At 71.9% G+C, this 19,034-nt stretch carries 21 protein-coding genes; 12 read left to right on the plus strand and 9 right to left on the minus strand.

The annotated features are described in order from the left end of the window. Positions 1 to 200: 200 nt before the first annotated feature. Both BJ971_RS34525 and mca read right to left on the minus strand, forming a co-directional pair. On the minus strand, positions 201 to 566 hold the full coding sequence (locus tag BJ971_RS34525) for a hypothetical protein (RefSeq protein ID WP_184997490.1): 366 nt from the start codon (positions 564 to 566) through the stop codon (positions 201 to 203). An 8-nt stretch (positions 567 to 574) separates the two neighbouring features. Next, a complete protein-coding gene (mca, locus tag BJ971_RS34530) occupies positions 575 to 1,456 on the minus strand; it encodes a mycothiol conjugate amidase Mca (protein ID WP_184997491.1) in 882 nt (293 codons plus the stop codon). Positions 1,457 to 1,567: 111 nt separating this feature from the next. On the opposite strand from mca, the gene BJ971_RS34535 reads away from it, so the two are divergent. Further along, positions 1,568 to 1,987 carry a DUF4307 domain-containing protein gene (locus tag BJ971_RS34535; protein ID WP_184997492.1) on the plus strand — a complete coding sequence of 140 codons (420 nt, stop codon included), beginning with the start codon at positions 1,568 to 1,570 and terminating at the stop codon, positions 1,985 to 1,987. Positions 1,988 to 2,100: 113 nt separating this feature from the next. Next, complete coding sequence (greA, locus tag BJ971_RS34540) at positions 2,101 to 2,595, plus strand: transcription elongation factor GreA (protein ID WP_184997493.1); 495 nt, start codon at positions 2,101 to 2,103, stop codon at positions 2,593 to 2,595. Between the two features lie 58 nt (positions 2,596 to 2,653). On the opposite strand, the gene ilvA is transcribed toward greA, so the two are convergent. Genes ilvA through BJ971_RS34555 form a run of 3 tightly spaced genes read right to left on the minus strand, consistent with a single transcriptional unit; the run spans position 2,654 to position 6,463 of the window. Next, complete coding sequence (gene ilvA / locus BJ971_RS34545) at positions 2,654 to 3,877, minus strand: threonine ammonia-lyase (RefSeq protein ID WP_184997494.1); 1,224 nt, start codon at positions 3,875 to 3,877, stop codon at positions 2,654 to 2,656. A gap of 45 nt (positions 3,878 to 3,922) precedes the next feature. Then, complete coding sequence (locus tag BJ971_RS34550) at positions 3,923 to 5,290, minus strand: amidase (protein WP_184997495.1); 1,368 nt, start codon at positions 5,288 to 5,290, stop codon at positions 3,923 to 3,925. A gap of 21 nt (positions 5,291 to 5,311) precedes the next feature. Further along, the gene (locus tag BJ971_RS34555) at positions 5,312 to 6,463 is read right to left on the minus strand and encodes a cystathionine gamma-synthase (protein WP_184997496.1); all 1,152 of its coding nucleotides are present in this window, start codon (positions 6,461 to 6,463) and stop codon (positions 5,312 to 5,314) included. Between the two features lie 24 nt (positions 6,464 to 6,487). Between BJ971_RS34555 and BJ971_RS34560 the strand changes: the two genes are divergently transcribed. The 6 genes from BJ971_RS34560 to BJ971_RS34585 all read left to right on the plus strand — a co-directional run bounded on the left by BJ971_RS34560 (position 6,488) and on the right by BJ971_RS34585 (position 11,703). Further along, the gene (locus BJ971_RS34560) at positions 6,488 to 6,910 is read left to right on the plus strand and encodes an HIT family protein (protein ID WP_184997497.1); all 423 of its coding nucleotides are present in this window, start codon (positions 6,488 to 6,490) and stop codon (positions 6,908 to 6,910) included. A 76-nt stretch (positions 6,911 to 6,986) separates the two neighbouring features. Continuing rightward, on the plus strand, positions 6,987 to 7,310 hold the full coding sequence (locus tag BJ971_RS34565; protein WP_184997498.1) for a hypothetical protein: 324 nt from the start codon (positions 6,987 to 6,989) through the stop codon (positions 7,308 to 7,310). Between the two features lie 267 nt (positions 7,311 to 7,577). Next, positions 7,578 to 9,002, plus strand: a complete 1,425-nt coding sequence (locus BJ971_RS34570; RefSeq protein ID WP_184997499.1) for a CYTH and CHAD domain-containing protein — start codon at positions 7,578 to 7,580, stop codon at positions 9,000 to 9,002. 29 nt (positions 9,003 to 9,031) lie between these two features. Further along, positions 9,032 to 10,006 carry a polyphosphate kinase 2 gene (gene ppk2 / locus BJ971_RS34575; RefSeq protein WP_184997500.1) on the plus strand — a complete coding sequence of 325 codons (975 nt, stop codon included), beginning with the start codon at positions 9,032 to 9,034 and terminating at the stop codon, positions 10,004 to 10,006. 265 nt (positions 10,007 to 10,271) lie between these two features. After that, entirely contained in the window at positions 10,272 to 11,207 is a 936-nt protein-coding gene (locus tag BJ971_RS34580; RefSeq protein WP_184997501.1) for a ribonuclease Z, read from the plus strand. Continuing rightward, the gene (locus BJ971_RS34585; RefSeq protein ID WP_184997502.1) at positions 11,179 to 11,703 is read left to right on the plus strand and encodes a GNAT family N-acetyltransferase; all 525 of its coding nucleotides are present in this window, start codon (positions 11,179 to 11,181) and stop codon (positions 11,701 to 11,703) included. The genes BJ971_RS34580 and BJ971_RS34585 overlap by 29 nt, the downstream gene beginning before the upstream one ends. Before the next feature lie 251 nt (positions 11,704 to 11,954). Here BJ971_RS34585 and BJ971_RS34590 read toward each other — a convergent pair whose 3' ends face one another. Beyond that, entirely contained in the window at positions 11,955 to 12,278 is a 324-nt protein-coding gene (locus BJ971_RS34590) for a hypothetical protein (protein ID WP_184997503.1), read from the minus strand. A 231-nt stretch (positions 12,279 to 12,509) separates the two neighbouring features. On the opposite strand from BJ971_RS34590, the gene BJ971_RS34595 reads away from it, so the two are divergent. After that, on the plus strand, positions 12,510 to 13,397 hold the full coding sequence (locus BJ971_RS34595; protein WP_239087624.1) for a S1C family serine protease: 888 nt from the start codon (positions 12,510 to 12,512) through the stop codon (positions 13,395 to 13,397). Positions 13,398 to 13,441: 44 nt separating this feature from the next. Here the strand turns inward: BJ971_RS34595 and BJ971_RS34600 are convergent, their stop codons facing one another. Both BJ971_RS34600 and BJ971_RS34605 read right to left on the minus strand, forming a co-directional pair. Continuing rightward, complete coding sequence (locus BJ971_RS34600) at positions 13,442 to 14,800, minus strand: cystathionine beta-synthase (RefSeq protein ID WP_184997505.1); 1,359 nt, start codon at positions 14,798 to 14,800, stop codon at positions 13,442 to 13,444. A 48-nt stretch (positions 14,801 to 14,848) separates the two neighbouring features. Next, on the minus strand, positions 14,849 to 15,205 hold the full coding sequence (locus tag BJ971_RS34605) for a YkvA family protein (RefSeq protein WP_184999261.1): 357 nt from the start codon (positions 15,203 to 15,205) through the stop codon (positions 14,849 to 14,851). A 186-nt stretch (positions 15,206 to 15,391) separates the two neighbouring features. Here BJ971_RS34605 and BJ971_RS34610 point away from each other — a divergent pair, with 186 nt between their 5' ends. From BJ971_RS34610 to BJ971_RS34620, 3 genes are all read left to right on the plus strand, one after another. Then, positions 15,392 to 16,495, plus strand: a complete 1,104-nt coding sequence (locus tag BJ971_RS34610; RefSeq protein WP_377885546.1) for an SGNH/GDSL hydrolase family protein — start codon at positions 15,392 to 15,394, stop codon at positions 16,493 to 16,495. Positions 16,496 to 16,522: 27 nt separating this feature from the next. Further along, positions 16,523 to 17,329 carry an SGNH/GDSL hydrolase family protein gene (locus BJ971_RS34615; protein WP_184997507.1) on the plus strand — a complete coding sequence of 269 codons (807 nt, stop codon included), beginning with the start codon at positions 16,523 to 16,525 and terminating at the stop codon, positions 17,327 to 17,329. A 67-nt stretch (positions 17,330 to 17,396) separates the two neighbouring features. After that, the gene (locus BJ971_RS34620; protein WP_184997508.1) at positions 17,397 to 18,641 is read left to right on the plus strand and encodes an acetyl-CoA C-acetyltransferase; all 1,245 of its coding nucleotides are present in this window, start codon (positions 17,397 to 17,399) and stop codon (positions 18,639 to 18,641) included. Between the two features lie 74 nt (positions 18,642 to 18,715). On the opposite strand, the gene BJ971_RS34625 is transcribed toward BJ971_RS34620, so the two are convergent. Beyond that, the gene (locus BJ971_RS34625) at positions 18,716 to 19,027 is read right to left on the minus strand and encodes a hypothetical protein (protein ID WP_184997509.1); all 312 of its coding nucleotides are present in this window, start codon (positions 19,025 to 19,027) and stop codon (positions 18,716 to 18,718) included. Positions 19,028 to 19,034 lie beyond the last annotated feature (7 nt).

The raw sequence follows: 19,034 nt of genomic DNA on the forward strand, positions 1-19,034 counted from the left end.
TGGGGGGCGGAGGATGGTCACCGTCAGCCCCCTTTCCGCGCAGGGTTGAGGGACATCAAAGCCCCCCGGCGGAAGGCTAAGCCAATCCGGCAGAACGCAACAGGGCTTGACGGAAGGGCGCTGTCGATGCTCCATCCGGGACGGCCCGGTGGCCGCGGCCAGACTTCGGTCTTGACAAAGTGGAATTCGGCGCGCTGTGACTAAGCGTGCTCACCCGGGGCGCCGCTCGCGCGCGTCGAATCGCCCGATTCAGCGGCCCTGACCTCGGCTTCCTCCGGCACATTCTCCACATCAGAGGCAGCCGCGTCCGGGCCGGCGTCGCGCGGGGCGGCGTCGGGGGCTTCAAGATCGGCGTCGAGCCGCGCGATCTCGGCCGCACGCCGAGCGGCGTTCGGATCCGGAAAACTGTCGGGAAGCCGACGCAGACGCTTGTTCATGTTGCGGATCAACAGCACCGTGCCGATGGCCATCAGCACGATGATGAACAGGCCCATCGGCCCGGCCAGGCCGCCTGATCGGGTATCACCGAAGTTGTTGACCGCCACCACGAAGTTCACAGCACTCACGTTACGCCCTATCGCGTTTCGGCCGGCTCCCGGATGCCCGCGAACAGGTCGGACTCCGGGACCGCTCCGTCGACGAGCGAGCGGGCCAGCTCGAAGTCCTCCGTCGGCCACACCTTCTGCTGAAGGTCCATCGGCACGTGGAACCAGAAGCCGTCGGGGTCGACCTGGGTGGCATGTGCGCGCAGCGCGTCGTCGCGCACCTCGAAGTAGTCGCCGCACTCGACCCGGGTGGTGATCTTGTCACCGCGGTCCTGGCGGTCCTCCCACTTGTCCAGCCACTCCGCGTAGGGCGACTCGAGGCCGGCCCCGAGCATGGCCTCGTGCAGCGCCATCATCCGCGCCCGGCTCCAGCCCGCGTTGTAGTAGAGCTTCAGCGGCTGCCACGGCTCGCCCAGCTCGGGGTGCCGCTCGGGGTCGCCGGCCGCGTCGAAGGCCACCACGGAGATGTTGTGGCACATGATGTGGTCGGGGTGCGGGTAGCCGCCGTTCTCGTCGTAGGTCGTCATGACGTGCGGCTTGAACTCGCGGATGAGCTTGATCAGCGGGATCGCGCCCTCGGCCGGGTCGACCAGGCCGAAGCAGCCCTCGGGCAGCGGCGGCAACGGGTCGCCCTCGGGCAGGCCCGAGTCGACGAAGCCCAGCCAGGCCTGCTCGACCCCCAGAATCTCGCGCGCCCGGTCCATCTCGGCGCGGCGGATGTTGGTGATGTCGGCGAGCACCTCGGGCCGGTCCATCTTCGGGTTGAGCACGCTGCCGCGTTCCCCACCCGTACACGTTACGACCAGCACCTCGACGCCCTCGGCGATGTAGCGGGCCATGGCGGCCGCGCCCTTGCTGGACTCGTCATCGGGGTGCGCGTGCACCGCCATGAGACGCAACTGCTCAGCCACTGCTGTCTCCCTCGACCGGGCCTCGTAGAGGACCCCCGGTGCCGGCTGCGAAGATGGACCTGGCCATTCTGGCCGATCGCACCGACAACTTTCGCAGGAGAGGGCCCTCTGGTGAGCGAGACGCGCGCCACAACCCCGGTATTCCCGCCGGGCCGCTACGGGCGGCGCCGCGACGGGCGCCGCCGGTTGTTCGCGCCCATCGCCCTCGCCCTGGTCGCCGCGATCACCGTCGGATTCCTCGCCGTCCGCCTCTACGGGCGGTTCGGCGACCCGGACTACGACGCCCAGATCGTCGGCTGGTCCGACGTGACCGACTCCCGGATCACCGTCAAGTTCACCGTCCGGGTACCGGCCGGCGGCTCGGCGACGTGCGGCCTGCGGGCGCGCAGCTACGACGGCGCCGAGGTGGGCCGCGCCACGGTGACGGTCGGCGCCGAGGGTTCGGCACGGGTCATCGAGGTGGCCGAGGTCGTGCCGACGACCGCCCGGGCCGCCGTCGGCGAGGTTCTGCGCTGCGCCGCCCCGCGCTGAGCGACCCCGCTCGGCCGAACATGGGCGGGATTCGCCTCTCAGACCACCATGCGCACCGCTGGTAAGCTAAGTGATTCGCTCCGTACGCCTGTTCGTCCCAAGGAGAAGAGTCTGTGAGCAGTTCAGAGGCGTCGAAGACCTGGCTCTCCCAGGACGCTTACGACCGGCTGCAGGCCGAGCTCGACGAGTTGATCGCAGCCCGGCCGGCCGTTGCCGCCGAGATCAACGCCCGCCGTGAGGAGGGTGATCTCCGCGAGAACGGCGGATACCACGCCGCCCGCGAGGAGCAGGGCAAGCAGGAGGGCCGGATCCTCTACCTGAAGGAGTTCCTGCGCAAGGCCGAGGTCGGCGACGCGCCCAGCGCCGACGCCGTCGCGCCCGGGACCGTCGTCACGATCTACTTCGACGACGACAAGACCGACACCGAGACGTTCCTGCTCGGCTCCCGCGAGATCGCCGCCACCACCGACTACACGGTTTACAGCCCGGAGTCGGCCCTCGGCAAGGCGATCCTCGGCGCCGGGCCCGGCCAGACCGTCACCTACACCGCGCCCAGCGGTGCGGACATCAAGGTCACGGTGGTCGAATTCGCCCCGTTCGGGGCCTGATCGGCGCAAACCACTGTCCCCCGGGCCGCGCGGCGGCCCGGGGGATCATTGTGTGGACTCAGGGCGTGCCGGACAGCAGCGTGACGGTGTAACCCGAGCTGCGCAGGGCGCCGATCAGCGCCGCCGAGTGGTCCGGGCCGCGGGTCTCCACCGACAGCTGCACCTCGACCTCGCCGAAGCTGAGCCGGGGGTTCTGCCGCGAGTGCGCGACGTCGACGATGTTGGCCCGCTGCTCCGCGATCTCCGCGAGCAGCCGGGCCAGCTCGCCGGGCTGGTCGCCGGTGCGCACCGAGAGCCGCAGGAAGCGGCCGGCCGACACCAGGCCGTGCTCGATCACCCGGAGCAGCAGCATCGGGTCGATGTTGCCGCCGGAGAGGATCGCCACGATCGGCGGCTTCAGGTCGACCTTGCCGGTGAGCAGGGCGGCGACCGCCGCGCCGCCGGCCGGCTCGACCACCATCTTGTGCCGCTCCAGCAGCACCAGCAGGGCGGCCGACAGGTCCTCGTCGGTGACCGTGACCACGTCGTCGACGAGCTTGCTGACGTGTGCGAAGTTCAGCACGCCCGGGCGCATGACCGCGATGCCGTCGGCGATCGTGGAGTAGCGCTCGAGCGTCTGCGGCTCCCCCGCGGCCAGCGAGGGCGGATAGGCGGCGGCGCCGGCGGACTGCACGCCGATGATCCGGATGTCCGGACGCAGCGCCCGGGCCGCGACCGCGACCCCGGAGATCAGCCCGCCGCCGCCGACGGCGGTCACGATCGTGCCCACGTCGGGGCACTGCTCGATGATCTCCAGCCCGACGGTGCCCTGCCCGGCGATGACGTCCGGGTGGTCGAACGGGTGGATCAGGATCGCACCGGTCGCCGCGGCGAACTCCCGCGCCGCGGTGAGCGCGTCGTCGACGGTGGTGCCGGCGTACTCGATCGAGGCGCCGTAGCCCTTGGTGGCCGAGACCTTCGGCAGCGGCGCGCCCTCGGGCATGAAGACCGTCGACTTCGCGCCCAGGATGCCCGCCGCGAGGGCCACGCCCTGCGCGTGGTTGCCCGCGCTCGCGGCGACCACGCCACGGGCGCGCTCGGCGTCGGTGAGCCGGGCGATCCGCGTATAGGCGCCGCGGACCTTGTAGGAGCCCGCACGCTGCTGGTTCTCGCACTTGAGCCAGATCGGCGCGCCAAGGGTGCGGGTCAGCGGCATGGAGTACTCGAGCGGGGTCGTCTTCACGATCCCGGCGAGCAGGTCACGGGCGGCCTCGATGTCGGCCAGCTCCAACAGCTCGTTCACGCCTGTCCACCCCGGTAGCTCATGCCTCTGATCGTGCCACTACCGTCAGACGAAGGCGTGGCGAGGCCAGGGGTTCGCCACCTCGAACTGTCCGGCGATCGCGAGCAGCAGCAGCTCCGAGTCCGGCGGGCCAACCAGCTGCACGCCGACCGGCAGCCCGTCCGGGCGCAGGCCGACCGGGACCACGATCGCGGGCAGGCCGGCGATGTTCCAGGGCGCGGCGTACGGCGCGTACCGCATGTTGACCCGCATGTTGCGCTGCCAGCTCCCGGTGGAGTGTCCGTCCGCGGGCGGCGGCGTTGCCGCCAGCGCGGGGGTGAGCAGCACGTCGACGTTGTGGTCGGCGAAGAACCGGATGCTCTGCTCGCGCCAGGCGTCGCGCGGCGCCTGCCGCGCCCAGTCCCGCTTCCACATCAGGCCGCCCAGCCGGATGTGCCGCCGGGTGCGCGGTTGCAGCGTCCGCAGGTCGAGCCCCGCGGCCTGCGCCTCGCGGTACGCGCAGGCGAACCAGGTGGCCAGGCCGCTCAGGCCGGTGCCGGTCGAGTACGCCGGATCCGCGGTGACCGTGTCGTGCCCGGCGGCCACCAGCAGTTTCGCCGCGGTGGCGACGGCCTCGCGGTTGGGCTCGTCCAGGCGTACCCCGGAAACCGGCGAGCGCAGCGAGACGCCGACCCGCAGCCGCTCCGGCTGAACGAGCTTCGCCGGGGCCCGGCCGGCCATCACGCCGAAGCCGAGCGCGGCGTCGGCCACCGTGGTGGCCAGGATGCCGTTCTCCACCAGGCCGAGCCAGCCGTCGACGCCGAGGTCGCAGGGCACGACCCCGCGGCCGGGCTTGAGCCCGACCAGGCCGCAGCACGCCGCCGGGATGCGCACCGAGCCGAGGCCGTCGTTGCCGTGCGCGATCGGCACCAGGCCGGCGGCGACCGCCGCGGCCGAGCCGCCCGACGAGCCGCCGGGCGTGCGGTCGAGGGACCAGGGGTTGCGGGTCGGACCGTCCGGGCCGTCGGTGGTCGCCCAGAGGCCCATCTCGGGCATCCGGGTGACCCCGACGACCACCGCTCCGGCGCCGCGCAGCCGGCGCACCACCTCGTGGTCGTCCTCGGCGACGGCCGTGCGGGCCGCCGCCGAGCCGTGCCAGGTCGGCAGGCCCGCGACCGGCGTGTTCTCCTTCACCGCGACCGGCACCCCGGCGAGCGGCAGATTGGCCAGGTCCTCCTGGTCGTCCACCTTCTCGGCCTCGGCGATCGCCTCGCCGGCGCGCACCACCCGGAACGCGGCGATCGCGGGATCGGAGATCGCGATCTGCTCGAGGTGATCGGCGACGACCTGAGTCGCGGTCGTGTCACCGCGCCGGACCGCGCGCGAGATCTGCTTCGCCGTGGCACCCACCCAGGTGGTCGCCAGGTTTTCCATGGCCCGCTCCGTCTGTAGGACCTAGCCGAGCGCCTGCTCCAGATCCGCGAGCAGATCGTCAACGGTTTCGATGCCGACAGACAGTCGCACGAGATCGGCGGGGACTTCAAGCGGGGAACCGGCCGTTGACAGGTGTGTCATCTGTCCCGGGTGCTCGATCAGCGACTCGACGCCGCCCAGCGACTCGGCGAGCACGAAGAGCTTTGTCCGGTTGCAGATGTTGATCGCCTGCTCAGGGCCGCCGGCCGCGCGGAACGAGATCATGCCGCCGAAGCGTGACATCTGCTTCGCGGCGGTCTCGTGTCCGGGATGCGACTCGAGCCCCGGGTAGAGCACCTCGCCGACCGCCCGGTGGTCCCGCAGGTACCCGACGATCCGCTCGGCGTTGTCGCAGTGCCGCTCCATCCGTACGCCGAGGGTCTTGATGCCGCGCAGCGTCAGCCAGGCGTCGAACGGTCCGTTGACCGCGCCCATCGCGTTCTGGTGGAAGGCCAGCTCGTCGCCGAGGCCGTCATCGGCCGCGATCAGCGCGCCGCCGACCACGTCCGAGTGCCCGCCGATGTACTTGGTCGTCGAGTGGATGACGACGTCGGCGCCGAGGCCGATCGGTTGCTGGAGGTACGGCGAGGCGAACGTGTTGTCGACGGCGAGCAGCGCGTCGTACTCGTGCGCGAGCCCGGCGAGGGCGGCGACGTCGGCGATGTTCAGCAGCGGGTTGGTCGGGGTCTCGGCCCAGATCAGCCGCGTGTGACCGGGCCGGAACGCGGCACGGACCTTGTCCAGGTCGTTCAGCGGCACCGCGGTCCAGTCCAGGCCCCAGTTCTCGGCGACCTTGGCGAACAGCCGGTAGGTGCCGCCGTATGCGTCGTCCGGGATCACCACGTGGTCGCCGGGCCGGCACACGGTACGCAGCAGCGTGTCCTCGGCCGCGAGGCCGCTGGCGAAGGCGAGGCCACGCCGGCCGCCCTCGATCGCGGCCAGGCACTCCTGGAGGGCGTCGCGGGTCGGGTTCCCCGAGCGGCTGTACTCGTAGCCGAGCCGGGGCGAGCCGACGGCGTCCTGCGCGTAGGTGCTGGTCTGGTAGATCGGGGGCACGACTGCCCCGGTCCGTGGGTCGGGATCCTGCCCGGCGTGGATGGCAAGGGTGTCGAAGCCGTACGTGTTACCCGTCATGAATCGCAAGGCTAGTCTGCCCTGATGCCCGGCTGCCTCTTCTGCGCGATCGTGGCGGGCACGGTTCCCGCGTTCAAGGTCGTCGACTCCACCGACGGCGTCGGCTTCCTCGACATCCGCCCGGTCTTCAAGGGCCATGTGCTGGTGGTGCCGCGCACGCACGTTTCACAGCTCACCGAACTGCCGGCCGAGCGGCTGCCCGGATTCTTCGCCCTGGTGCAGCGGGTGGCGGCGGCGGTGCCGTCGGTCCTCGGCGCGCAGGGCACGTTCGTGGCGATGAACAACGTGGTGTCGCAGTCGGTGCCGCACCTGCACGCGCACGTCGTGCCCCGGACCAAGGGCGACGGCCTGCGGGGCTTCTTCTGGCCCCGGCACAAGTACGACTCCGACGAGGAGGCCCGGTCGTACGCCGACCGGATAACCGCCTCGTCCTTCTTGCGGGTGTAAAAGATCGACAGGCGCCGACGCCGATCACACACTGAACAAGAGGACAAATCAGGAGGGTCGGCAGGGGAGGTACACCGTGCCCAGGTTCAACAACGAGGACGAGCGCGCCGCCTGGACTCTTGCCGAGGCCCTCATCGAGACGGCCCGGGCGATGATGAAGCAGGCCGAGAGCGCGCTCGAGACGTTCCGGCAGGGCAAGGAGCTGTACAGCCAGCGCTGCGCCCGGCGCGGCATCAGCGCCTCGGACGCGGAGATCCGCTGGTCGGAGACCGCCAACGCGAAGAACGCCCTGACCGACAACAGCTTCCACGTCACGCTCGCGACGATGTACTACGGCGCCGCCGCCGCGCACTACTCACGGGCGCAGTACCTCCGCAGCCGCGACGAGGCGGCGGTCTGAGGCCGCGGACGAAGAAAGAGCGCCACCCCGGACCGGGGCGGCGGTCGGGGCGGCGCTCTCGTCAGGCCTGAAAGATCCGACGCTCGCACGGGGGACGAGCGCCGAACCCAACCGGGGCCTGAGTCCAGTGTGGCGGCGCTACCTGGGAAATCGCTGGATCGAAGCACCGAATGACCTGGGAATCCTTGGGGCGATACCGGACAACCATGCTTTCCCGTTTCGCTGAGAGATGGCTGAGCCACCGTCACACCGGGCATATTGAAAGGTATGCAGACGGCGACCGAAACCGAACGCAAATACGACGTCCCCGCCGGTTTCTCGTTGCCGCCGCTCGCCGGCGCCGCCGAGGTCGTCCGACACGGCGAAGCGGACACCCACGATCTCGACGCGACCTACTTCGACACCGAGGATCTGCGGCTGGCGCACCACCGCCGCACCCTGCGGCGGCGCACCGGCGGCGAGGACGCCGGCTGGCACCTCAAGACCCCGGGTGACGGCGCGAGCCGCACCGAGCACCGGCTGCCGCTGACCGATGGCGACGATGTGCCGGCCGAGCTGATCGCGGAGGTCCGCACCATCGTGCGGACCCGGCCGCTGCGGCCCGTCGCCCGGCTGCGGACACACCGGGTGGAGACGCCGCTGCGCGACGCCGACGACCGCATCCTGGCGCTCATCGCGCAGGACGAGGTCCGCGCGGACACCGACGACGGCGAGCAGCGCTGGCAGGAGCTCGAGGTGGAGCTGGTCGACGGCGGCCCGGAGGTGCTCGACGCCGTCGAGGGGCTGCTGTGCGCCGCCGGCGCCACCCCGGCGGCCGGTCCGTCGAAGCTGGCCCGCGCGCTCGGCGACCGCCTCGCGGCGACCGACCACCGGGACAAGAAGATCAACCCCGTGCTCCGGTACGCCCGGGAGCAGCGCGAGGCCGTCGAGGACGAGGACGCCGGGGTACGCGCGGGCTCGGCCGAGGCCGTACACAAGATGCGGGTGGCGACCCGCCGCCTGCGCAGCACGCTCAAGACGTTCAAGGGCTCGTTCGACCCCGAGCGCGCGACGGCGCTCAAGACCGAGCTGAAGTGGCTCGCCGACCGCCTCGGTGCGGTCCGCGACGGCCAGGTGCTCAGCCACAAGCTGCTGGCCGTCGCCGGCGAGTTCCCGGAGGTGGCGGCGGGCATCCGCGAGCGCCTCGACGCTGACGTCGCGCGCGGCCGGGAGGAGCTGGTCGCGGCCCTGGACAGCGACCGCTACCTGGCCCTGCTCGACGCGATGGACGAGCTGGTCGACGACCCCGCGCCGGACGACGCGGACGCGCGACGCCGGGCCGGCAAGGCGCTGCGCAAGGCCGACCGGCTGCTCGACGAGGCAACCGCCGACGAGGTCGACGGCGAGCTGCACGAGGCCCGCAAGGCATACAAGCAGGCCCGCTACGGCGTCGAGGTCTACGCACCGGGCGCCGGCAAGCCGGGCAAGCGCCTGGTCAAGGCGCTGACCGCGCTCCAGGACGTGCTGGGCGGGCACCAGGACTCGGTGGTCGCCCGGGAGGTGCTGCGCGAGGTGGCCCGGACCGCGCCGGACGCCTTCGGCTACGGGGTCCTCTACGGCCGTCAGGAGCAGGTCGGCGAGGCGACCCTGCGCGAGCTGCCGGCCGCGATCAAGGCCTCCCGCCGCACGAAGGTGCGGGCCTGGCTGCGTTGAGGGTCGCGCCGAGTGGGTAAGCAGGGCCCATGCAGGCCGAGCAGGAGCAACAACACCCGAACGGGCACCAGTGGGACGCGGAGCAGGTCACCAGGCCGTACCAGGGCCCGATCACCGAACTGGCCGGCTACCGGGTCGCCGACGACGATGACGACGACCCGGTGCTGCTCAACCCCGACGGCAGCCCGGTCGACACCTGGCGCGAGGACTACCCGTACGAGTCCCGGATGGCCCGGCCCGAATACGACCATGACAAGCGCCTGCTCCAGATCGAACTGCTGAAGCTGCAAAAGTGGTGCAAGCGCACCGGCGAGCGGATGGTGTTCCTCTTCGAGGGCCGCGACGCCGCCGGCAAGGGCGGCACGATCAAGCGCTTCATGGAACACCTGAACCCGCGCGGCGCCTCCGTCGTGGCGCTGGAGAAGCCCAGCGAGCGCGAGAGCAGCCAGTGGTACTTCCAGCGCTACATCAAGCACCTGCCCGCGGCCGGAGAGATCGTGCTCTTCGACCGCTCCTGGTACAACCGGGCCGGGGTCGAGCGGGTCATGGGCTTCTGCACCCGCGTCGAGTATCTGGAGTTCATGCGCCAGGCCCCGGACCTCGAGCGGATGCTCGTGCGCTCGGGCATCAACCTGATCAAGTTCTGGTTCTCGGTGTCGCAGGGCGAGCAGCGCACCCGTTTCGCGATCCGCCAGGTCGACCCGGTACGGCAGTGGAAGCTCTCGACGATGGATCTCGAGTCGCTGGACAAGTGGGGCGACTACACCGAGGCCAAGGAGGCGATGTTCTTCTACACGGACACCGCCGACGCCCCGTGGACCGTGGTGAAGAGCAACGACAAGAAGCGTGCCCGGCTGGAGGCGATCCGGTTCGTGCTCAACCGCTTCGACTACGACGACAAGGACGCCGGGAACATCGGCACCCCGGACCCGCAGGTCGTGGGACCTGCCTCGCTGGCGGTGGAGGGAACCGAGATGTCCCCACGCGTATTCCCCCGCCTCTAGTGACCATTAAAGCGTTGTCCCCCCGGCTCCCGAGTGGTTAACGTGGCCGTACACGTGAAGGGAGGTGGTCCGAAGTTGTATAGCAACGGGACTCGTGAGGTGGCTGTCCGCTAGCCGCTGTCCTTGACAGCTTCGTACGAACGTCGAGACCGTGTGGCAGCGGTGCGGCGAATATCAGGTAGCCACCCGACCCCCGGGGATCCGGCCCAGTCCGACCGGACCGCGCTGCGCGCGGAAATCCCCGGGGGTCGCTTCATGCCCGAAGGTGATCATGCGCGAGCTCATCGTCCTCGGCACCGCGAGCCAGGTGCCGACCCGGCACCGGAACCACAACGGCTACCTGCTGCGCTGGGACGACGAGGTCATCCTCTTCGACCCCGGCGAGGGCACCCAGCGCCAGATGCTGCTGGCCGGGCTGGCCGTGACCCCGCTGCGCCGGGTGTGCATCACCCACTTCCACGGCGACCACTCGCTCGGCCTGCCCGGGATCATCCAGCGGATCTCGCTCGACAAGGTCCGGCACCCGGTCCTCGTGCACTTCCCGGCCGGCGGCCGGGAGTACTTCGACCGGCTGCGGCACGCGACGAGCTTCTACGACGTCGCCGACGTCCAGCCGGCCCCGGTGTCCGACGGCTTCCTCGCGGAGACCTCCGCGGGCACGCTGACGGCCCTGCCGCTGCGCCACTCGATCGAGACCTACGGCTACCGCCTGGCCGAGCCGGACGGCCGCCGCATGGTCCCGTCGCTGCTCGCCGCGCACGGCATCACCGGCCCGATGATCAGCGACCTCCAGCGCACCGGCCTAGCCGGCCGGGTGACCCTCGACCAGGTCAGCGTGCCCCGGCCGGGCCAGCGCTTCGCCTTCGTGATGGACACCGGCATGTGCGACAACGTGTTCCGGCTGGCCGAGGGGGCGGACCTGCTGGTCATCGAGTCGACCTTCCTGTCGGAGGACGCCGCGATGGCCGCGCAGGTCGGCCACCTGACCGCGGGCCAGGCCGCGTCGGTGGCCCGGCAGTCGGGCGTACGCACGCTGGTGCTCACCCACTTCTCCCAGCGGTACGCCGACAGCGCGCGCTTTCTCGACGAGGCCCGGGCGGAGTTCGACGGCGACATCGTGCTCGCCGAGGATCTCCTGCGAGTTCCGGTGCCGCCCAGGCTAGGTTCGGCGAATGACCGTGCGCCTTCGTCCCGCCACTGACGGCGATATGGCCGCCATCGGCGCCCTGCATTTCCACTCGCGCGCGACCGCGTACGCCGACATCCTCTCCCCCGAGGCGCTGGCCTACGGCTCGCCCGAGGCGATGGGCGAGTGGTGGGCCGAGCGGTGGAAGTGGGAGCGGGACACGCACCGGCTGACGGTCGCGGTCGACGGCGTGACGCTGGCGGGCTTCACCTACCTGGGCCCGAGCGAGGAGGACGGCGTCGGCATGCTGTCGGCGATCCACGCCGACCCGGCCTACGTCGGCACCGGCGTAGGGCTGCGGCTGATGCGCGACGCGCTGCCCGCGCTCGCCCTGATCGGCGACCGGGCGGTGCTCTGGGTGCTCGCCGCCAACGCCCGCGCCCGGCGCTTCTACGAGCGCGGCGGCTGGGTCGCCGACGGGACCACGCGCACCGAGGCGATCGGCGGCGAGCCGGCATCGCAGGTCCGCTACGGGCGGCGGGTCGCCGGGGTGGCGGGCGGGAGTGCATGACCGAGTGAATGCGGGGGAACCTGTGGTCACGCACTCCCGCCAACCGCGCCCGCCCGAACCGGATTTGGCGCCTGGCCGGAGGCGCCGACCGGCGGAGGCGTGCCGGTCGAAACGGTTCTTGGGCGGGTCCGGGCGCGGGATGCCGGTGTGCTGGCGGGGCACAGCGACATCACCGCGGTCGAACGTCGGCCGATCCGATGAATCGGTTTCTTGCCGGGGGACGGTCAAGCCACCGGCCGACGTTCATGTCTTCAATCGAAACAGCCTCGGTTCAGTTCGTCGGTCCTGGGGTTCTCGCGCCGGACGCGGTTGTCCTCCAGCCCGAGCCGGACGCCCGGCATCCCGCGGAGGCTGTTCAGGTCGTGGCGCAGCGTCCAGGCCTCCCGCCACGGCCGGCGGGCGGCGGTGTCGGCGCGCTCGGCGAGGCGGCGGGGCGTGCACGGCCACCGCCATCCACACCAGACACAGTTGCCGTCATGTCCGGCCTCCGCGTGCCGGCCGAGCATCCGCTGCGCGTCGTCCCAGAGCAGGCGGTCCACGATGTCGGCCGGTACAGCCTGGTCGGTGATGACCATTCAACCCACCCTCCCGTCCGGCTGGTCAACTCTGTCGCTACTCATACAACCCCCGGACGCCCGCCGCTGGTCGGACTGTCTGTGCGACCTTCGCAACTATCCGTGACCGTCTCTTTTCGCCCTGGGCGGACGCCGCACGGGCATCGATGGCGACGGCCCGGCGTTCTGGAGGGCATGGATACCGAACACACGGGTGTCGAAGCCAAGGCACTCGATGCCTACAGCCGTGTCGTGACCGGCGTCGCCACCGGCCTCCTGCCGTCCGTCGCCGCCCTGGCGGTCCGCACCCCGCGCGGGAACGGCGCCGGCTCGGCGGTCACCTTCACCGACGACGGGTTCCTGCTCACCAACGCCCATGTGGTCGCCGGCGCGAGCGGCGGCACCGCCGACTTCGCCGACGGCACCGAGACCCGGTTCGACGTGGTCGGCATCGACGCGCTCTCCGACCTCGCCGTCGTCCGCGTGCACAGCCCGGGCGCGCCCTCGGCGCCGCTGGGCGACGCCGACGAACTGCGCATCGGCCAGCTCGTCGTGGCGGTGGGTAACCCGATGGGCCTGGCCGGGTCCGTCACCGCCGGCGTCGTCTCGGGGCTGGGCCGCTCGCTGCCGGCCCGCGACGGCCGCCGGGTCCGCATCATCGACAACGTCATCCAGACCGACGCGGCGCTCAATCCCGGCAACTCGGGCGGCGCGCTGGCCGACTTCACCGGCGCCGTCGTCGGCGTCAACACCGCGGTCGCGGGCTACGGCCTCGGCCTGGCCGTGCCGATCAACAGGACCACCCGGCACATCATCGGCGAGCTGGTGACCTCGGGCCGGGTCCGCCGGGCGTGGCTTGGCGTGGCCGGGGTGCCCGTGCCGCTGCCGCCGCCGATCGCCGGGCGGCTGGGCCAGAAGCTGGGCCTGCGGGTGGTCGAGGTGGTGCCGGGCAGCCCGGCCGGCACGGCGGGCATCTACCTGGGCGACATCCTGGTCACCGCGGGCGGCGAGCCGGTGCAGTCCGTCCAGGTCCTCCAGCGCCTGATGCTGGGCCCGGCGATCGGCACCGACCTGCCCGTCACCGTCCTGCGGAAGAACGCCTTCGTCGACGTGGTGACGGTGCCCACCGAGCTCTCATAGCGCCGGCCCGCTCGCGTCGCGAGCGGGCCGGTTCAGCTCTGCGCTCAGGACAGGTGCGCCAGCAGGTCCTGCCGGGTGAGGACGCCGGCCGGCTTGCCGTCCACGAGCACCATCGCCGCGTCCGCGTTCTCCAGCAGCGCGACCGCCGCGCTCACCGGCTGTCCACCGCCGATCATCGGCAGCGGGTCGCCCATGTGCCGCTCGATCGTGTCGTGCAGGTGCGCCGCGCCGGTGAACAGCGCGTCCAGCAGGGCCTTCTCCGCGATCGAGCCGGCCACCTCGCCGGTGACGACGGGCGGCTCGGCCTTGAGCACCGGAAGCTGGCTGACGCCGTACTCGCGCATGTAGTCGATCGCGTCGCGGACCGTCTCGGTCGGGTGCACGTGGATCAGCGGGGGCATCGCGCCGCTCTTGGCGTCCAGCGCCGCCGCCACCGTCGCCTCGCCGTCGCCGGTGGTCAGGAAGCCGTAGCGGGCCATCCAGGTGTCGTTGAAGATCTTCGACAGGTAGCCGCGGCCGCCGTCGGGCAGCAGCACGACGATCACGTCGTCCGGGCCGGCCTTGCGGGCCACCTCCAGGGCCGCGACAACGGCCATGCCGCAGCTGCCGCCGACCAGCAGGCCCTCCTCGCGGGCCAGCCGGCGGGTCATCTCGAAGGAGTCCGAGTCGGACACCTCGATGACCTCGTCGCAGATGGTCCGGTCGTAGGTTTCGGGCCAGAAGTCCTCGCCGACGCCCTCGACCAGGTACGGCCGCCCGGTGCCGCCGGAGTAGACGGAGCCCTCGGGGTCGGCGCCGACGACCCGCACCTCGCCCTGCTCCTTGAGGTACCGGCCGACGCCGGTGATCGTGCCGCCGGTGCCGACGCCCGCGACGAAGTGGGTGATCCGGCCCTCGGTCTGCTTCCACAGCTCGGGGCCCGTCTCCTCGTAGTGCGAGCGCGGGTTCGCCGGGTTGCTGTACTGGTCCGGCTTCCAGGCGCCGGGAATGTCCCGGGCCAGCCGGTCCGAGACGTTGTAGTACGAGCGCGGGTCCTCGGGCGCCACCGCGGTCGGGCACACCACGACCTCCGCGCCGTAGGCCCGCAGCACGTTCTGCTTGTCCTCGCTGACCTTGTCAGGGCAGACGAAGACGCACCTGTACCCGCGCAGCTGCGCGACGAGCGCCAGCCCGACACCGGTGTTGCCGCTGGTGGGCTCGACGATCGTGCCGCCCTCCCGGAGCAGCCCCGCCTTCTCGGCGTCCTCGATCATGCGCAGCGCGATGCGGTCCTTCACGGATCCGCCCGGGTTCATGTATTCGACCTTGGCAAGGACTGTCGCCGCTATGCCTTCGGTGACGTTGCGCAGCCGAACCAGGGGGGTGTCCCCGATGATGTCGACGACATTGTCGTAGTACCGCACGTCGCTGTGCCCTTCTGGGTGCTGACCTGTATCGCGTCAGCCTACGGCTCAGTCGACCACGGATCCGGGCAGGATCGCATCACGCTGTTTCTCCCACTCGAGGAAGCGCGTGGTCTCCGCGAGCACCGCGCCCGCCAGCCAAGTGATCATCACGGCGTCGTCGGCCAGCCCGAAAACGAACAGTGCCGCCTCGGGGACCAGGTCGACGGGCGAGACCACGTACGCCGTCGCGGCGGCCATCATCGCCACCCGCATGCCGCCGTCGTACTGGCCCTTGGCGGTGGCCTTCACCATCCGGGGCAGCGCGGCAAACCGCTTGCCGATCGACGGGCCGCCTCGGGCCCCGGACATGAGGGCCTTCGCCAGCGCCGTGAAGGCGGCGGTACGGTGCAGCTTCCTGGCCATGTCGTCCCCTTTCGCTAATACCAGCATGACGACCACGCGCCAGACATACCCGCTCGGCGCGGGGTTCAGACGGTTGTCGCATGTGCGCGTTAGCCTCGAAGGCCCCACCATCGTCGGCGGCCGGGCCTCACACCCGGCTGACGGGTAGTTCCCCACCGAGCGAGAGCGAGGGACAGCGTGGCTCAGGTGCGCAGTTGGACGGAGGCGGACCGGCGGCGGCTCCGGCAGGCCGGCCGAATCGCGGGCGCCGTCACCGGCGCCGCCGCGGGCCTCACGCTCCTGTCGGCCGGCGTGCTGCTGCGGCAGGCCGCGGGCGTCCGCAAGGTCATTCCGATGGCCGAGGCTCCCCCGCCGCGCGGCGACGGCCTCTACGGCCCCAAGTTCCCCGGCCGCCCGCTGAGCATGGTCATCCTCGGCGACTCCTCCGCGGCCGGATACGGCGTGCACCGCCCGCGGGAGACACCCGGCGCGCTGCTGGCCACCGGCGTCTCCCGGCGGCTGCGCCGGCCGGTCCGGCTGCACCGGCTCGCCGTGGTCGGCTCGATGTCGTCCGGCCTGCCCTATCAGGTGGACGCCGCCCTGGAATACGAGCCGGAGATCGCCGTCATCCTGGTCGGCGGCAACGACGTCACCCACTTCTCGGCGCGCACGGCGGCCGTCCGCCACCTCAGCGACACCGTCCGCCGGCTGCGCGCCGTCGGCTGCCGAGTGGTCGTCGGCACCTGCCCCGACATCGGCGCGATCCAGCCGATCAAGCCGCCGCTGCGCTGGCTGGCCCGCCGGTGGAGCCGGCAGCTGGCGGCCGCGCAGACCGTCGCGGTGGTCGAGGCCGGCGGCCGGACGGTGTCCATCGGCGACCTGCTCGGCCCGGCGTTCGAGGCCGACCCGGTCCGGATGTTCGGCTCGGACCGCTTCCACCCCTCGGTCGAGGGTTACGCGCGGGCGGCCGCGGTCATGATGCCGACCCTGATGGCGACCCTCGGCGAGGACGACCGGGCGCCGGCCGCCGGGCCCGACGGCGTGCGCAGCCTGCCCCAGGCGGCACACGAGGCGGTCCGCGCGGCGGGCACCGAGGTCAGCGCGGTCAAGGTCGACGGCCACGAGCGCGGTCCCGCCGGGCGCTGGGCGCTGCTGCGCCGGCACCCCTGGTTCGGCGAGCCCCGCCTGCGGTTCGGCCACCGCACGACCCGGCCGGCCACGGAGAAGGGGCGTGTTGTGAGCGCGTCCGGCCGGTCGGCCGCGGGCGCCGTAGGGTGGACACCTGAGGATCATCCAGCAGCCGTCGACTGACGGGTTCTACTGCGGCAGGGAGGCGACATGGCGGGCCTGGCGGGACGGATCGGCAGAGCGACGGCGGCCACGCTGTTCGCCGGGGCCGTCGGGGGTGTCGCGCTGCTGGCGGGCGAGGCGATCGCGGCCCGCACCCGGCGATACGCCAAGCCGACAATGGGCCTGGCCCTGCGCACCTCGATGGGCCCGTCGGCGGCGCCCCCGCTGCGGCTCGTGCTGCTCGGCGACGCGGCCGCGGTCGGTGTCGGCGTGGAGTGGCTGTCGGAGACCGTCGGCGGCCAGCTCGCCCGGCTGCTCGCCGAGGGCACCCCCGAGGCCGGCCAGCGGCACGTGCTGCTCTCCAGCGTCGGCGTGGCCGGCTCCCGTTCGGCCGACCTGGCCACCCAGGTGGCCCGGGCCCTGCTGGGCGAGCGCCCCGACGTGGCCGTGGTGCTGATCGGCGCGAACGACGCGACCGGCCTGCACAGCCCGGAGGAGTCCGCTTCGCACCTCGGCGACGCCGTGCGCCGCCTGCGCGACGCCGGTGTCCAGGTCGTCGTCGGCACCTGCCCCGACCTGGGCGCGGTCCGCTCGATCGCGCCGCCGCTGCGCCAGATCACGGGCTGGGTTGGCCGCCGCGTCGCCCGGGCGCAGGGCGCCGCCGTGACCGCCGCGGGAGGCGTCGTGGTCGACCTCGCCGGCGAGACCGGCGCGGTGTTCCGGGCGGACGCGGGAACCCTCTGCTACGACGGCTTCCACCCGTCCGCGGACGGCTACCGGGTGTGGGCGCACGCCCTCCTCCCGGCGGTGCTGGACGCGGCCCAGGCCGCGGGTCGCCGCACCTCACTCGAATAAATCAGACATTTCGGTGTGACGAAGTAACGCTTCCCCGTCAAGTTACCGGCGCGTTAACGTTGGTCGCATGCCGGAAGCTGTCATCGTCGCCACCGCCCGCTCCCCCATCGGTCGCGCCTTCAAGGGTTCGCTGAAGGACCTGCGCCCCGACGATCTCGCCGCCACGATCGTCGACGCCGCGCTGAACAAGGTGCCGCAGCTCGACCGCACCCTGATCGAGGATCTCTACCTCGGCTGCGGCCTGCCGGGCGGCGAGCAGGGCTTCAACATGGCCCGCGTGGTCGCCACCCTGCTCGGACTTGACGGCCTGCCGGGCGCCACCGTGACGCGGTACTGCTCCTCGTCGCTACAGACCACCCGGATGGCCTTCCACGCGATCAAGGCCGGCGAGGGCGACATCTTCGTCTCGGCCGGTGTCGAGACCGTCTCCCGCTTCGCCCGGGGCAACTCCGACAGCCTCCCGCCCGAGGCGCAGGCCCTGGTCGGCGGCGGCTGGGAGAACCCGAAGTTCGCCGACGCCCGCGTCCGCAACACGGAGGCGGCCAAGAACGGCGGCGTCTGGCACGACCCCCGCGAGGACGGCCTGCTCCCGGACATCTACCTGGGCATGGGCTACACGGCGGAGAACCTGGCGCAGGCGTACGACGTGAGCCGCGCGGACATGGACGAGTTCGGCGTCCGCAGCCAGAACCTGGCGGAGAAGGCGATCGCGGACGGCTTCTGGGAGCGCGAGATCACCCCCGTCACCACCCCGGACGGCAAGATCGTCTCGGCCGACGACGGCCCGCGCCCGGGCGTGACGATGGAGGCGGTGACGGGCCTGAAGCCGGTCTTCCGCCCGGACGGCCGCATCACGGCCGGCAACTGCTGCCCCCTGAACGACGGCGCGGCCGCCGTGGTCATCATGAGCGACACCAAGGCCCGCGAGCTGGGCATCACCCCGCTGGCCCGGGTCGTCTCCACCGGCGTGACCGCCCTTTCGCCGGAGATCATGGGCCTCGGCCCGGTAGAGGCGTCGCGCCAGGCACTCAAGCGCGCCGGCATGACCATCGACGACGTCGACCTGGTCGAGATCAACGAGGCCTTCGCGGCCCAGGTCATCCCCTCCTACCGGGAGCTGGGCATCCCGCTGGACAAGCTGAACGTGAACGGCGGCGCGATCGCGGTCGGCCACCCGTTCGGCATGACCGGCGCCCGGATCACCGGAACGCTGCTGAACTCGCTGGAGTGGCACGACAAGAGCATCGGCCTCGAGACGATGTGCGTCGGCGGCGGCCAGGGCATGGCGATGGTGCTCGAACGGCTCAGCTGACGCTCTCTCAATCCCCCGCCGGGTTCGACTGCCTTTGACGGCGTCGGGCCCGGCGGATTTCATTTCCGCCCCGCTCAGAGGCTCGCGCGGGTCGTGGAGATCGCCTCGGCGGCCTCGGCCAGCGTCTCGTCCGGCGGGCCGGCCGCCAGCAGGTCGTCGGCCATGACCCGGACCTGGTCCGCGAGGATGGTGTCCGCCAGGCGCGGCACCGGCCGCTGCCGGCGGTTCTCCGCGGCGGCCCCGAGATCGGCGAGTCGCTGCACCAGGCCGTGCAGGAGGTCTCCGCGGGTGCACCCGGCGGTGCCCGCGGCCGCGCCCCAGCGTGCCGCCTCCCAGTGACTCACCTGGGCCAGCAGGCGCTGCACCGCCGCTTGGAAGTCGTCCACCAACGGA

The organism is Amorphoplanes digitatis, from assembly GCF_014205335.1.
Classification (GTDB): Bacteria; Actinomycetota; Actinomycetes; order Mycobacteriales; family Micromonosporaceae; genus Actinoplanes; species Actinoplanes digitatus.